Origin of the sequence: Neobacillus drentensis, from assembly GCF_036962125.1 — a bacterium.
GTDB classification, from domain to species: Bacteria; Bacillota; Bacilli; order Bacillales; family Cytobacillaceae; genus Neobacillus; species Neobacillus drentensis_B.
In genome coordinates this window covers 242,403-256,635 of sequence record NZ_JBALOA010000005.1, presented here as the reverse complement: position 1 = coordinate 256,635, position 14,233 = coordinate 242,403, and the positions used below count along the sequence as shown (strand labels likewise).

The following is a 14,233-nucleotide window of genomic DNA, read 5'->3' as shown; positions in this document are numbered from 1 at the left end:
AGTCATACTTCCATGTCTGCTTGCAGCTTTATGATTACCGTTGAACTGAAAATTTCCCTCTTGCGGTAACCATACCCCCTTTATGATTACCCTTAAACCTGAAATTTCCCTATTACGGTAATCATAGCTATTTGAAGAGGCTGCAACTTTTCTGAAGATGTCTTCGAAAAAAGTTTTCTACCAATTCGAATATTTTAATTTCACACTTTTGAATTTGCTCAGTTTCACCAGGACCTGCTTTGTGAAGGGTAACAGGATAAAGGACCTCATCCAAATCATTATTATTAAAAAATGCATGTCCCAACTCTTCGATTAAACAAAGTGTCGCCTCATTCCCTTGTGCAACCATTGCTTCATAAAGCAATTCACTTTGCTGAGCAGGTACGGCTGAGTCACTCACTCCATGCATGATAAGAAATGGTGGTGCATCTTGATTAATATAGGTAATGGGATTCGCTTCACGGACCCGATCCGGGACCGATTCTATTGGCGCCCCCAATAATTGTGACTCCGGAGAATCCTTTACTGCATGAGTACGAGGTGGAGACAACAGAACAGATTCTGTATCAGTAGATACCGCAACCTGAGAATTACTCGCTGAATCCAATTTTAAAAAATCTGTCGGGCCATACCCGTCCACAACAGCCTGAACGTCACTCGAAAACTCTGGACAGCCAAGTTCAAAATCTTCAAGAATACCACTTCCTGTAGTGCCAGCAAGGGCCGCTAGATGTCCTCCTGCAGAGGATCCCCATAAGCCAATACGACTGCCGTCAAGCCCATGTTCATTAGCAACCGAACGGAGCCATCGAATGGCGGCCTTCACGTCATGAATCTGAGCTGGAAAAATCGCCTCACCACTTAATCGATACTCTATACTCGCCATCGCGTATCCACGCTCTGCAAATCTCACACGAAAGTCTGGACCCAGTTTCCGGTCGCCAATCCTCCAACCGCCCCCATGAAGCCAAACAATCACAGGTACCGATTTTCCAGTATCTAGAGGAAGATATAAATCGAGAAGTAACGGTTTTCCATTAGGTGCTGCAAACGCAAGGTCAGACAGTACCTTTACTTCATATCTCATTATCTACTTACCTCTTCGACTGGAGCTGCAGGTGGACCTGGAGGCTTGCCAAACAATATTAAATCTAACTCCTCAATTCGTTGGATGACTCTATCAAATCTATACGGCGCAGGGTCAGTTGGGAAGATAGGATATTCATATGGGTCGCCAAGAATGCGAAAGAAATCTTCAAACTGTCCAGGTGTTAATACTCCCAAAAACTTCGTGTAGTGGGCATCACAGCGGAAACGGTGCCCAATCCCTGCTGGAACATAGGCAAAATCCCCTGGCAGCAAATGAAGCTCTTCCCCGTCCACCCAAAGAGTCATTTCCCCTTGTAAGCACATAAACGTTTCGTTCGTATATTTATGCGCGTGCTCACCGATAGGTTGTCCCTTTGGCCCTTCCGATATTAGTGCTAGAAACTTCCCACCTGTCGCCTCTTTTGTGGTTAGTAGCGAATGAACTGTATCACCACTTAGAAGATGAATACCTTCGCCTGCTTCCAATACATATGGCTGGACCTCCTTTGGAATGGTACAACCTTGGACTAAATGGGGTATACCCATAGTTTGCTGGCTAGAAACGAGTTTGATATCAATGGTGGTAGGAACTTTAGAAAAACTTTCGTCATCGAGGGGTATTTTTGAAACTGGAGGCCGTTCAAACTTATCAAAAGGCTCTCCTATGATAGAGTATAATTTCGAGAGATTTCCGTTAATTGTAAATGAGCAAAAGCGTGTTCGGTGGCTCTGCATCCAATAGGAATGCACCGTTCCTGCCGGGATCGATACATAGTCACCAGCCGTCAATAGATGTACTTGACCATTTAGTTCTACTTCAAGTCTTCCATCGAGAACAACGATCCCTTCGTGAGCATCCTTATGAACATGTGCCGGAAAATAATCCCCTTTACCTCCCGACAATTGGACAATTTCCAGATTGTCTCCAGTACTTTCAGCTGTTGCGACAATTGATGCAACCTGAGTACCGAAGTGATAACGCTCGCCTTCTCCACTTTTAATAAAATACGGCTTCTTTTCATTAGGCAATTTACCAATGACCTGCTGAACCATCTAACCACACTCCTTAAATATAATGACTATTTATAAGCGCTTTCAACTTAACCATAATACGTGAGTAGTAGAAATGGAAATATACGATTTCGATTTCTGTAATCCAGATTTCATATTATTATAGTGAATTATCCTTATTTTATCTATCTAATAGAATGAAAAGTATAAGTATTTCGTCAACTTGTATTTCATATGTTAAAATAATTAAAAATATATGGTAAGCGAGGGCTTATATGGATATTCGCCAATTACGTTATTTTATTACCGTAGCAGAACATTTAAACTTTACCAAAGCTGCCAATCAGCTATTCGTGGCTCAATCCGCAATTAGCCATCAAATCGCCGATCTCGAAGAACAATTAGGGGTTAAATTATTCATTCGAAACAAACGGTCAGTGCAGCTAACACCTGCCGGTTCTGTTTTTTTAAAAGAAGCAGTTGAAATTATTGAAAAGACTAACGGGGCTATTGAAAAAGCAAAACAAACTGATGCCGGTATTATTGGCAGTCTTTCGATTGGCTTTTTAACTGTCCATGTACGAAGTTTTTTACCAGATTTAATCAAACAGTTCCGTGCGCTTTACCCGAAGGTTGAACTCCATCTAAATCACCTTCCTAGTAAAATGTTAAAGGAAACGTTGGAGGAAGGGGAGATAGATTTAGCTTTTACATTGCCAGCAGGGTTACATAGAATTGAAGAAATTGAAATTCAAACAGTGGCAAAAGAGCCATATTGTATTGTCATGCATAAAAATCATACACTTTCTAGTAAAGAGAAGATCAAACTTTCAGATTTGGCAACAGAGCCTTTCATCATTCATAACCGCCATGCTTCACCGGTGGGGTCCTATGATTTCATCGTACATTTATGTGAACAAAGCGGTTTTACTCCAAGAATTGTGAATCAACCTCGATTTGTAGATAGCGTGCCTATTCTGGTTGAATCCGAAATGGGTATCTCGATTTTACCGAAAAGTTTTGAAGCATTTGCGAGCGCGTCGCTCAGTTTTATTGAAATAGAAGGGGCAAAGAATCACGATTGCGAACTTGTTGCTGCTTGGAAGAAAAACAATTTGAATCCATCTATACAGCTTTTTTTAGAGGTTCTTGAAGAAAAGATAATGACTTCAATAAAATGAGTTAAAACCGTACTGCCATTAGTACGGTTTATTTTTAATAGCCTTTGTCGATTACCTTTTTTGCATAAATTCATGTTTGAATATGGGGCGTTCAAATGGTAAACCTACATAATTTTCAGCAAGATTCGCTGCAGCATTTCGGGATGATGTAACATTATCAAGTTCTGTCAATTGAATACCGTATTCAAATGGACTATGGTTTTGGTTGGTATGAAGGATGGTGGTCATCCACCATGAGAATCTTTGTGCCCTCCAAACCCTTTTTAAACAGATTTGGGAGTACTGCTGCAGAATTTCCTGATTCCCTTGTTCATAAAACTCCCGAATCCCCTGGCTTAAAACTTGGATATCTGCGACGGCTAAATTGAGCCCCTTTGCCCCTGTAGGAGGCACGATATGTGCAGCATCCCCTGCTAAAAAGAGCCTCCCATAGTGCATCGTTTCACAAACAAAACTTCTCATCGAAACAATATTTTTTTGAATAATCGGACCTTCTGGAAGAGTCCAGCCTTCCATATCAACTCTCGCATGCAGCTCCAACCAAATTCGGTCATCCGACCAGTTTGCTATATCATCATTTGGGTCAACTTGCAGATAGTGCCGCTGCAGTGATGGGGTGCGGGTACTCAGTAAGGCAAAACCTCGTTTATGGTGGGCATAAATTAATTCTGGGTTCACTTGAGGTGTTTCTGCAATAATCCCCAGCCATCCAAATGGATAGATTTGTTGTTTTTCAATTCTTACGCTTTTGGGGATGGACTGTCTGCTTGGTCCGTGGAATCCATCACAGCCTGCAATAAAATCACATTCGATGACATGTCGCTCACCAAGTTCATTCGTATACTCTATTGTGGGTTGAGTAGATTCAATATTTACTAGTTTAACATCACTTACATTAAAGAAAATGGTCCCATTAGCTTGTAATCGTGCCTCAACCAAATCTTTAATGACTTCATGCTGTGGATAGACCATAATTCGTTTTCCGCCAGTTAGCTCTGCAAAATCAATACGATGTCTATTGCCATTGAATTGCAATTCAATCCCTTCGTGAACATGACCTTCGCTCATCATTCGTTCACCGACACCAGAAGCATTTAGTAGATCAACCGTACCTTGCTCTAACACCCCTGCACGGATGGTGCCCTCAATTTCTTCCCTTGAACGGGACTCTATAATTGTGGTTTCTATTCCTTGTAAATGTAATAAATGTGATAGCAGCAGCCCAGCAGGACCAGCTCCGATAATCCCTACTTGTGTACGCATTTACCATCCTCCTTTCTCATCTTTAGGAGATTACTTAACATATTCACTTTCAACTTTAGATTTGATATTTGCCATTTCGCTTTTTTCAAAGGTAATTAACGCATTCCAGCTTCCTGAGGATTGGCCTTCTGCTAGATAAGTAGGAACACAATCTTCCTCAAGCATCGTGAACAACATGGCGAGATGCCGTCCCCCTGATTCCACTCTAGCCATTCTTGCATATTCCGGCAGCATGTCATAAGCCGCTTGATAATCTTTCTTCATCACAAATTCAATAAACTGCTTATCCAAAGCATGTTCAGTAACAGTAGGCTTATTATGTCTGCCTCGGACTAAATTATGGGATAAGGCACCACTTGAAAGAAATACTATCTTTTTATCACTTTCACGCAATATCTTGGCAATTACTTGCCCCCATTTATAGGTTTCTTCTAAACTTGCAGCTAACGTAACAGATAAATTAATGACTGGGATATCCTCGTCTGGGACTAGGTAACGTAAAGGAACCACACTTCCATAATCCCAAATAAAATAAGGATCGTTCACACCTTGAACTTGAAGATTAGCTTCTTCCCCTGCTTTAACTAAATCATTTGCTAGTTTTTCATCACCAGGATAATGATAAGGAACATCCTTAATTAAATCAGGTGCCTCAAACGCAGTAAGAATCCCTTTATGAGTAGGCGTGCAGTCTACATAATGAAAAAAGGTGGAGGGCCAATGACAGGAAACTAACACAATAACGTCTGGATTTATTTCTTTGATTTGTTTCCCCATTTTTTTCATTTCTACTGCCATGTTCTGTTGGAATTCTGGTACTTGCTCCTCATCACAGAGGCTCGGAACATGAGGCACTAACATACTCAATTCAATTGGCATAATTTCCTCCCCTTAAATTTCGCAATTTCAGTAATCGCTTACAAATTTTCCCTTTTCTATGTTACCAGTTCTCTTTTTTATCGCTGTTTGGGTCACATAGAACCACTTTATGTGACCGGTTTCCATCTTCCGCTTCGGCTTCGGGTTTATAGAACCTCTCTACGTGACCCAATATACCTCTTCCCTTCGGTTTCGGTCACATAGGACTTATCTATGTGACCGGTTTCCACCCTTTTCTTTGCTAACGGTACTATAGAAACTTACCGCTTTGAAACAGGTACCCCTGCGATTCCCCAATGGGATTTCGGTATCTCTGTTACTATGACTCTTATGCTCTCTTTTGGGGCATCTAATGTTTCTGAAACGGTATTGGTAATATTAAAAATGACTTCTTCTATTTTCTCTTTTGGTCTTCCTTCTAATATTTGAACGTTAATAATTGGCATGAAAATACTCCTCTTAATCAGTTACTGTAAAGGCCACTTCACCTAAACCATCAAATTTACCGCTTACTATATCTCCATATTTCAACTGAACTGCACTAGTAATTCCGCCAGTTAAGATTAAATCCCCTTTACGAACCTTTTCTCCTTTTCTTGCCAGCATATTGGCAAGCATGGCAATGGAATTTGCGGGGTGGCCAAGGACTGCTGCTCCTGCCCCTAATTCCTTGATTTCACCATTGATTGAAAGTGTGGCCCCAACTAAATCTAGTTCAAATTGCTCCGGCTTTTTAAGCGTGGTACCAAACACCACTCTTGAAGTGGAAGCATTATCCGCAATTACGTCGGGTAAGGTAAATTGAAAATTTTCGTATCGGCTGTCAATAATCTCTAAAGCTGGTAAAACATACTCTGTTTTTGCTAAAACTTGAGCCCCTGTCACGCCAGGACCTTCAATATCTTCACCAATCACAAAGGCAATTTCAGCTTCCACCTTTGGGTGAATTACTTCGTGCAATGGCACCTGACCGCCATTTTCGATGATCATATAGTCAAACACATACCCATAAATTGGTTCTTCAATCCCCATTTGTTTCATTTTGGCCTGACTAGTTAAGCCCATTTTCGGGCCAATGATTTTTTTTCCTTCATCTAATTTGGAGTTTACAATTTCCTGTTGTACTTGATACGCTTCTTCCACTGTTAAATCAGTCTTCAAGTTCAGGGTTACCTTGGCAACCTCTCGCTTTTCGAGTTCCGCTGATTCTAAATAATGGGCAATCTCTTTGTATTGATTCATTCTAATTTCCTCCTCTAGTCGGTTAAAATCGTACACTGACCTGACCGATATGAGCGAATCTTGCTGTAAAGGTGTCGCCCTTTTGAGCGGCTTCAGCTGCTGACAATGCCCCTGAAAGAATCACTTCACCAGCTTTAAGCGAAATATCAAATTCGGCTAATTTATTGGCTAACCAGGCGACACACTTGGCTGGATTTCCTAAAGCGGCTGCACCGACCCCCGTATTAACTTGTTCACCATTTTTTGTTAAGACCATACCCATTAACTCAAGATCAATGTCCTCTATCTTTGTTGGCTTACCGCCAAGCACATAGAATCCCGATGAAGCATTATCAGCTACCGTATCTGCCAACGTAATCTTCCAATTTTTAATTCTACTATCAACAATTTCAAGAGCAGGTACAACATAATCAGTTGCCTGAAGGACATCAAGCGTTGTAAGATTCGGCCCTCGTAATTCTTTTTTTAGAATAAAGGCAATCTCCGCTTCTACTTTTGGTTGAAGGACTTGTTCAAAGCTAATTTGGCCACCGTTTTCTACGACCATCCCATCTAGCAAATGTCCGTAATCCGGTTCATCAACTCCTAATAAATTCTGCATCGCCAAAGAGGTTAATCCAATCTTTTTCCCGACAATTTTTTGCCCCTGTTCTAGTTTCCGCTGAATGTTTTCCAATTGAATATGATAGGCTTCTCTAACCGTAAGCTCCAAATCTACTGAAGTAAGTGGATCAGTACCGATTCGAGTATTCTCCGCCTCGACTAATTTTTCTGCATATTGCTTTAATTTACTTTCCAATGATAGGACTCCCCTTCTTACAATTTAATTGTGATATTTGACAATTCTGAGTAAAAATCAATGCTATGCATTCCGCCTGTTCTGCCGATCCCGCTATTTTTCATCCCGCCGAATGGGGTACGTAAATCACGTAAAAACCAAGTGTTTACCCAAATGATTCCTGCTTCAATTTGATGAGCAACCCGGTGAGCACGTCTTAAATCATTCGTCCAAATCGTCGCGCTTAACCCGTAATGGGTATCATTTGCCTGCATAATGACTTCTTCTTCCATATCAAAAGGCATAACCGTTACAACCGGTCCAAAAATTTCTTCGCGGACACAACGGGAATTCCGGTCCACTCCGGTAATAATCGTTGGTTCTAAATAGTAACCCCTATCCATTCCCTCCGGGCGTTTCCCTCCTGTCAGGAGCGTCGCGCCTTCATTTCTAGCAATCTCAATATAGCTATTAACTCGATCATAATGCTCCTTGCTGATTAAGGCGCCAACATTTGTATCTTCTTTCTCAGGGTAACCAACTTTTAACGACTTTACCTTCTCGACAAATTTGTTGAGGAATTCTTCATATGCCGGACGCTCAACGTAAATCCGTGAACCGCAGAGACACACCTCACCTTGATTAATAAAACTTGATTTGATGGTTGTTTCAACCACTTCATCCAGATCAGAGTCGGCAAAAATAATGTTAGGATTTTTTCCTCCTAATTCAAAGGACAGCTTTTTCAGAGAACTTGCAGCCGCTTTCATGATAGCTGTTCCTGTGCCTGGTTCACCAATGAATGATATTGCATCAATATCCGGATGTTCTGAGATGGCTCCTCCTGCCGAATTTGGCCCAAAACCATGAACTAGATTCACCACACCATCCGGTACCCCGGCTTCTTTACAAATTTCCATCAAAAGGGTGGCAGTCATTGGCGTCCATTCAGCCGGTTTAATCACCGCAGTATTCCCCATTGCCAAACAAGGCGCTAATTTCCAAGTTAGTAATAATAATGGTAAATTCCAAGGTTTAATGATGCCAACCACACCAACCGGGCGCCGATAGGAGTAATGAATGGCCGTGTCGTCCTGTTGGTTTGCATCCGTATTAACCGATATCATATAGTCGGCAAAAAAGTGGAAATTATAAGCTGCCCTCGGGACATCAATACTATTAGCCAACCAGAATGGTTTACCTGTGTCCAACGATTCCAGCCGTGCAAATTCCTCTTGTCTTTCCAAAATTAAATCTCCAATTCGGCGAAGAATCTTTGAACGTTCTCCTGTCGTCATCTTTTTCCAACTGCCATTTAATGCTCTTCTGGCGGCTGCTACGGCATAATCAACCTCGTCTTTTCCCCCTTCTGCTACCATGCCTAAAACTTCTTCCGTGGCGGGATTAATATTCTCAAATGTTTTTTTGTTTTGCGACTCAACAAATTGGCCGTTAATGAAATGCAAACAATTGATTGCCTTTACTCTTGTTTCGACAGTCATCTTTTTATTCCTCCAATTAAAAAACTATATATTCTTAACTAGAAGATATCCTCTTTTAATTTCATATACAACACCATTGTTTCTCTATGTGAAACAATTAAAAATAATTTCAATTTTTCAAAAATAACTTTTCTTTTCTTTTTTCTTTTGATATATTGACCACTATAGAGCAACGCTGTTTTACATAATGAAACAGTGCGCACAGGAGGAATGAAGTAATGGAAACAAACAACCAAGGAGATCATTATCTTTCTTCATTAAAAAATGCTCTGCGAATATTAAATAGTTTCTCTATGGATGAACCTGAAAAGAAAGTTAGTGAAATATCCTCTTCACTAGGGTTAAACAAAAGTACTGTCAGCCGGACCATGGCAACACTTGCAAGCGAGGGGTTTGTATATAAAGATCCTGAAACAAAGAAATATCGTTTAGGCCTATCTATCCTTACTCTCAGTGGTGTTGTTAATAGCTCAATGGATATCTATCGGGAATCGCAACCTATATTAAACGAATTAGTTGAAACTCTGGGTGAAACCGCTCATATTTCTGTCTTAGACCACTTAGATGTCATCTATCTTCATAAAGTAGAATGCAATCATCCTGTAAGATTTTTAACTCATGTCGGTAGAAGGAATCCACCTTACTGCACAAGTTCAGGAAAAGTATTGCTTGCATTCTCCAATGAAGCTGTGCTTCATAGTGTAATTGAAAAAGGGCTTGATAAATATTCTAAAAACACGATCACAGACCCATTAAAGCTCCATGCCAATTTACGTGAGGTAAAGAAAAATGGGTATGCCTCCAGTGTGGAAGAATTACTAGATGGAGTAACTTCAATTGCTGCGCCTATTTATGATTACAAGGGAAAAGTAATCGCAGCCTTATCCATTGTGGGTCCCAAACAAAGAATCCCCTCTCATAAAATCCAAGGTATAGCTAAAAAAGTAATCAGTGCTGGTTTAGAAATCTCTCGAAATATGGGATATAGAAAAATAGATTAATACAGGAGTGATTTAATATGGATGATTTTCATACTCATTTTATCCCACCGGAAGTTATTACTTGGCTTAAAGACAATCAAACAATCGTTAACGCTAAATGGATCAATAAAGATGATGGGAAAGACCCGTTCCTAACTATTAATGAAAAATGGGGATTTGAGCTTAAAAAAGGCTTTATTGAAGGTGAATATTATTTGGCCGAACAAGAAAAAGCCGGCGTATCTCATTCGCTCATCTCACCGATTCCCCAACTATTTCTGTATGATTTCTCTGAAGATATTACAACTGAAATGGCTACTCTATACAATCAAGCTTTAGCAAATTGGACCAACAAAACACCGCAGAAACTCTCTGCTTTAGGTACTGTCCCTCTCGCCAACCCAGAAAAAGCTGCACAAGTCTTAAATCATGCGATGCATCTTGGATTAAAGGGAGTCATCATAGGTCCCGGTTTATCTAACCATATGTTATCTGATGACTTTTTTATCCCCTTTTTCGAAGAAGCCAATCGGTTACATGCGATTATTTTTATTCACCCATTGTTATGTGAGGACCCGCGCTTAAAGAGAAGAATGATGCCTAATTTAATTGGGGTTCCATGGGAAACAACTGTTTGTGCAACTGACCTTCTGTTGAGCGGGCTTATTGATCGTTATCCAAACATAAAAATTTTATTTGCTCATGGCGGAGGCTTCATGCCTTACCAGATTGGCAGACAGGATAAGGGATATGAACAGTGGAAACTTGTATCCTCTAATTTAAAAGCACCACCATCCGAATATTTGAAACGCTTTTGGTATGACTCAGTATTGTGGAACCAGGAAAGTCTAGAATTCCTCATCAATACAGTTGGAGAGGACAAGGTTGTCCCCGGCTCGGATTACCCTTTTGATCTTTGTGTATGGCCGCCTGAAAGCAAAAACAATCTAGGTGCGATTTCATTATTAGGTTGAAACTAAAGAACTCCGCATGAGTTTTCTTATGCGGAGTTCTTTTAGGTCAAAATAACCTGTCTTACACCCATACTCTATAATGATATTTAACTGTGAACAAAATGCTTTCTTTATAAGGTTGAATCGATTCCTGAATTTTCAGAAATTTCTCCATATACTTTTATAGGTGCTGTTTCCTTTAGTAAGAAGGACAATAAGAAGAAAACAACTGCCGTCCCACTGGCAAGCCATAATGGTGCGTAAAGGTTAAACTTATCAGCAAGTATTCCTGCAATCACAGGGCCAGCTGTTCCTCCAATGATTTCTCCGGTTAGCACTACAGCAGCAATCGCTGTGGCCGCAAAAATCCTGGGTACTGACTCTGACGGGATAATAGCAAGATAGAGCGGCTGTGCCCCAAATCCAAGACTTAGGATAAAGATAGAAATGGCCAGCAGGGCAAAATTAGTATGGAAAGCTGCAACCGCAAGTGGAAGCAGAATTGCAATAAAAGTTGCTGGAACAATGATAGTCTTTCTTCCTAGTTTATCGGATAAAAATGGTAATAGAAATTGCCAAAAGAACATCCCAATCCCTAGGACTCCCAATATAGCCCCATATTGTGCATCACTATATTTCGATACTCCGGATAAAAATAGCGGCATAAAGGCTGTAAATACTAATAGGTACATCATGTAAAAAATCGCCATAAGCATACCTACCCAAACATTACGTGTTTTATATACACTTTTGTATTCCTGAAACGATGGTTTAACCTTTTTGGCGTTCGTAACTTGGCCCATATTAAAATTAGGCTCTTTCATATAAATCATTAAAATCAGAGCTAAAATGACTCCCGGAATCGCTAAGGCAAAAAATGAATACCGCCAATTTGATGATGCTGCAATTGCCACGACTAACACAGGTGCGATGGCATTCCCTAGTAATGGGCCTGAACCCTGGATTAACCCTAAATTTAAGCCCCTTCTTTTTGGAGTTGATTCAGCCATCATGGTTGACTGGACCAAAGGAATAACAGGGCCTTCCGTAACCCCCATCAACAAACGAACTAGAATAAGCGAACCCAACCCAGCAACTAAACCTGAAGTAAATGTCGCAATGGAAAATCCGAGGATAAAAACAATTAAAGTTAGTTTCTTTTTACCAAAAAAATCAGAAACACTAGCAAAAAGCAGGGTTGAAATCCCCCAGGCAATGCTTGTAGCTCCGACAATCATTCCCATTTGAGTGTTGTTCAATTTTAACTCCTCAGCTGCAAATGGAAATAAGTAGATAATGCTCAACCGGTCCATAAATACAAGACCAAAGATCAAAAATAGGATAATAAGCAGGCTATTTTCATATCTGAAAAATGATTGGTTCTTTTTACTCACAACTCCACCCCTCCTTTATTGGTTTAGCACATGAAACCTACTTTTTTCATCATTGTAAGCGCTTTACTATTTAATAGTATAGGGTAATTAAAATGGTTAGAGAAATATAAAATATTGTTTACTGTAATACGATTTTTTTGTATATATTTGGATAACCCACCCACATCTATTCTACAAAATATTCTATTCAAGAATTGCTACTGCCCGCGTCCAGCCACCACTTCCGGCTTTAATTTTTACTGGAAAAACCGAAACCTTAAACCCATATGGTGGTAATTGATCCAAGTTTGCTAGTTTTTCGATTTGACAATATTCTTTTTCTTTCCCTGCAAAATGGGCTGCCCAAAGAACGTCCGGACGAGGATTTTCCTTATAATCAGCGGCTTGAATAGACAGCGGTGTATCCCATCCCCATCCATCCGTCCCCATCACTTTAATACCTTGGTCAATCAGCCAAAGTGTCGCTTCAGCCGAAACTCCAACATGTATTTCACTATAGTTAGGCTCGTACCTTTTTTTATCGGCATCACAGCGAATCATCACGATATCAAAAGGCTTTAACTGGTACTCTATTTTTTGTAATCTTTCCTGCAAGTCTAAAATGGTGATTGCATAACCTGCAGGCTTGTTTGTAAAGTCCAGAACAACGCCATCATTAAAGAACCATTCTAGCGGCATTTCATCAATCGTCCTTGCTGGTTTCCCTTCTGAGGTAGGCCAGTAATGCCAGGGTGCATCGACATGTGTGCCGGCATGGCTTGTCAATTTCAAAAACTCACCTGCCAGACCCTTCCTCTCGGGAAAATCATCTGGTGATACACCAACCAGCTTTGCACCGAATTCCGCACCTTCTTCATGCGTTTCATACCGGATTGAAAATGGAAGTGGATCTTTTAACTCTTTTTCGAGTGAAACACTTAAATCTATTATTCTAGACATACTTTACCCTCCGTCTGTAAATTAATCTGTAAGCTATTAATTTTCATTGGTTATGGTTCTGAGGCTATTGCTGCAATACCAGATATCGTTTGCTGTTTAACCAATCCTATTCCTTAAAACTCCCAGCCCCGTAATCCCCAATTCTATTTCATCTCCGGGCTCCAGCCAGCGGTACTCTTCTGTTCCCAATTCTAAAATACATCCAAAGCCGACGGTTCCAGAGCCGATAATATCACCTGGATACATGGTGACATCCTCAGAAGCACGCTCAATCATTCGTCCAAATGAATAGAAAATATCTTTAAAATTCCCATGGGACCAAACTTCTCCGTTCACTTTGGCCGTCATCTCCAAGTCGAAGCGATCATCGATTTTGTATGGGAGCAATTCATCTTTTGTTACAATCCAGGGTCCTATTGATGTAGCAAAGTCTTTTCCCTTTGCAGGTCCAAGTAAAACTTTCATTTCCTGGGCCTGAAGGTCACGGGCGGACCAATCATTCAAAATCGTATAACCGAAAATATACTCCTCTGCTTCACTGGCTTGAATGTTTTTCCCTTGTTTCCCGATGACACAAGCCATTTCTAATTCATAATCCAATTTCACACACTTTTTAGGTCGTGCCACCTCTTCCCCAGGTCCCCTCATGGCATTTGGATTTGAGAAATAAAAAATCGGTACTTCATACCATTCAGGCGCCACAGTGCTGCCATGGGTTGCGGATGCATTTTTTACATGTGTTTCAAAAGCTACAAAATCCCGAAAGGTACAAGGGTTTGGCAGTGGGGCCAATAGTTCAATTTCTTCGATTGAATAATTCGGCTGGACTTCTTTTTCTATCGAATGGATTACTGGCATATATTCTTCTTGATGTTCCAACAATTCACGAATGCTGACCGGTAATTTCCCTTGTCCGGCAAGCTCCATATCCACTACTCCATCGCCACTCAACCACCCACCGCGTTGTTTCCCATTAGGATTTCGAAATGTAATAAATTTCATTGTCTGATCTCCTCGATTCT

14 protein-coding genes are annotated in these 14,233 nt (G+C 40.6%); 3 read left to right on the top strand and 11 right to left on the bottom strand.

Features of this window, described 5'->3' with window-relative positions:
* Positions 1-127: 127 nt before the first annotated feature.
* Together V7121_RS05770 and V7121_RS05765 are read right to left on the bottom strand one after the other, a co-directional pair.
* Entirely contained in the window at positions 128-1,087 is a 960-nt protein-coding gene (locus V7121_RS05770; RefSeq protein WP_335495351.1) for an alpha/beta hydrolase, read from the bottom strand.
* Entirely contained in the window at positions 1,087-2,142 is a 1,056-nt protein-coding gene (locus V7121_RS05765; protein ID WP_335545986.1) for a quercetin 2,3-dioxygenase, read from the bottom strand. The genes V7121_RS05770 and V7121_RS05765 overlap by 1 nt, the downstream gene beginning before the upstream one ends.
* A gap of 233 nt (positions 2,143-2,375) precedes the next feature.
* On the opposite strand from V7121_RS05765, the gene V7121_RS05760 reads away from it, so the two are divergent.
* Positions 2,376-3,281, top strand: a complete 906-nt coding sequence (locus tag V7121_RS05760; protein WP_335545984.1) for a LysR family transcriptional regulator — start codon at positions 2,376-2,378, stop codon at positions 3,279-3,281.
* A 51-nt stretch (positions 3,282-3,332) separates the two neighbouring features.
* Here V7121_RS05760 and V7121_RS05755 read toward each other — a convergent pair whose 3' ends face one another.
* The 6 genes from V7121_RS05755 to V7121_RS05730 form a co-directional block, all read right to left on the bottom strand.
* Positions 3,333-4,544, bottom strand: coding sequence for a 4-hydroxybenzoate 3-monooxygenase (locus V7121_RS05755; protein ID WP_335495356.1), 1,212 nt, complete (start codon positions 4,542-4,544; stop codon positions 3,333-3,335).
* Positions 4,545-4,574: 30 nt separating this feature from the next.
* Complete coding sequence (locus V7121_RS05750; RefSeq protein ID WP_335495358.1) at positions 4,575-5,423, bottom strand: extradiol ring-cleavage dioxygenase; 849 nt, start codon at positions 5,421-5,423, stop codon at positions 4,575-4,577.
* A gap of 260 nt (positions 5,424-5,683) precedes the next feature.
* Positions 5,684-5,869 (bottom strand): 4-oxalocrotonate tautomerase, encoded by a 186-nt coding sequence (locus V7121_RS05745; protein ID WP_335495359.1) that lies wholly within the window; start codon positions 5,867-5,869, stop codon positions 5,684-5,686.
* Between the two features lie 13 nt (positions 5,870-5,882).
* Positions 5,883-6,665, bottom strand: a complete 783-nt coding sequence (locus tag V7121_RS05740) for a 2-keto-4-pentenoate hydratase (protein WP_335545982.1) — start codon at positions 6,663-6,665, stop codon at positions 5,883-5,885.
* Positions 6,666-6,687: 22 nt separating this feature from the next.
* On the bottom strand, positions 6,688-7,464 hold the full coding sequence (locus tag V7121_RS05735; RefSeq protein ID WP_335545980.1) for a 2-keto-4-pentenoate hydratase: 777 nt from the start codon (positions 7,462-7,464) through the stop codon (positions 6,688-6,690).
* 17 nt (positions 7,465-7,481) lie between these two features.
* Positions 7,482-8,945, bottom strand: coding sequence for an aldehyde dehydrogenase (locus V7121_RS05730; protein WP_335545978.1), 1,464 nt, complete (start codon positions 8,943-8,945; stop codon positions 7,482-7,484).
* Between the two features lie 218 nt (positions 8,946-9,163).
* On the opposite strand from V7121_RS05730, the gene V7121_RS05725 reads away from it, so the two are divergent.
* Both V7121_RS05725 and V7121_RS05720 read left to right on the top strand, forming a co-directional pair.
* On the top strand, positions 9,164-9,946 hold the full coding sequence (locus V7121_RS05725; protein WP_335545976.1) for an IclR family transcriptional regulator: 783 nt from the start codon (positions 9,164-9,166) through the stop codon (positions 9,944-9,946).
* Between the two features lie 17 nt (positions 9,947-9,963).
* The gene (locus tag V7121_RS05720) at positions 9,964-10,899 is read left to right on the top strand and encodes an amidohydrolase family protein (protein ID WP_335495365.1); all 936 of its coding nucleotides are present in this window, start codon (positions 9,964-9,966) and stop codon (positions 10,897-10,899) included.
* Positions 10,900-11,009: 110 nt separating this feature from the next.
* Here the strand turns inward: V7121_RS05720 and V7121_RS05715 are convergent, their stop codons facing one another.
* The 3 genes from V7121_RS05715 to V7121_RS05705 all read right to left on the bottom strand — a co-directional run bounded on the left by V7121_RS05715 (position 11,010) and on the right by V7121_RS05705 (position 14,213).
* On the bottom strand, positions 11,010-12,272 hold the full coding sequence (locus tag V7121_RS05715; RefSeq protein ID WP_335495367.1) for an MFS transporter: 1,263 nt from the start codon (positions 12,270-12,272) through the stop codon (positions 11,010-11,012).
* 183 nt (positions 12,273-12,455) lie between these two features.
* On the bottom strand, positions 12,456-13,211 hold the full coding sequence (locus V7121_RS05710) for a cyclase family protein (RefSeq protein ID WP_335495369.1): 756 nt from the start codon (positions 13,209-13,211) through the stop codon (positions 12,456-12,458).
* A gap of 96 nt (positions 13,212-13,307) precedes the next feature.
* Positions 13,308-14,213, bottom strand: coding sequence for a fumarylacetoacetate hydrolase family protein (locus tag V7121_RS05705; protein ID WP_335545974.1), 906 nt, complete (start codon positions 14,211-14,213; stop codon positions 13,308-13,310).
* Between the last annotated feature and the right edge of the window lie 20 nt (positions 14,214-14,233).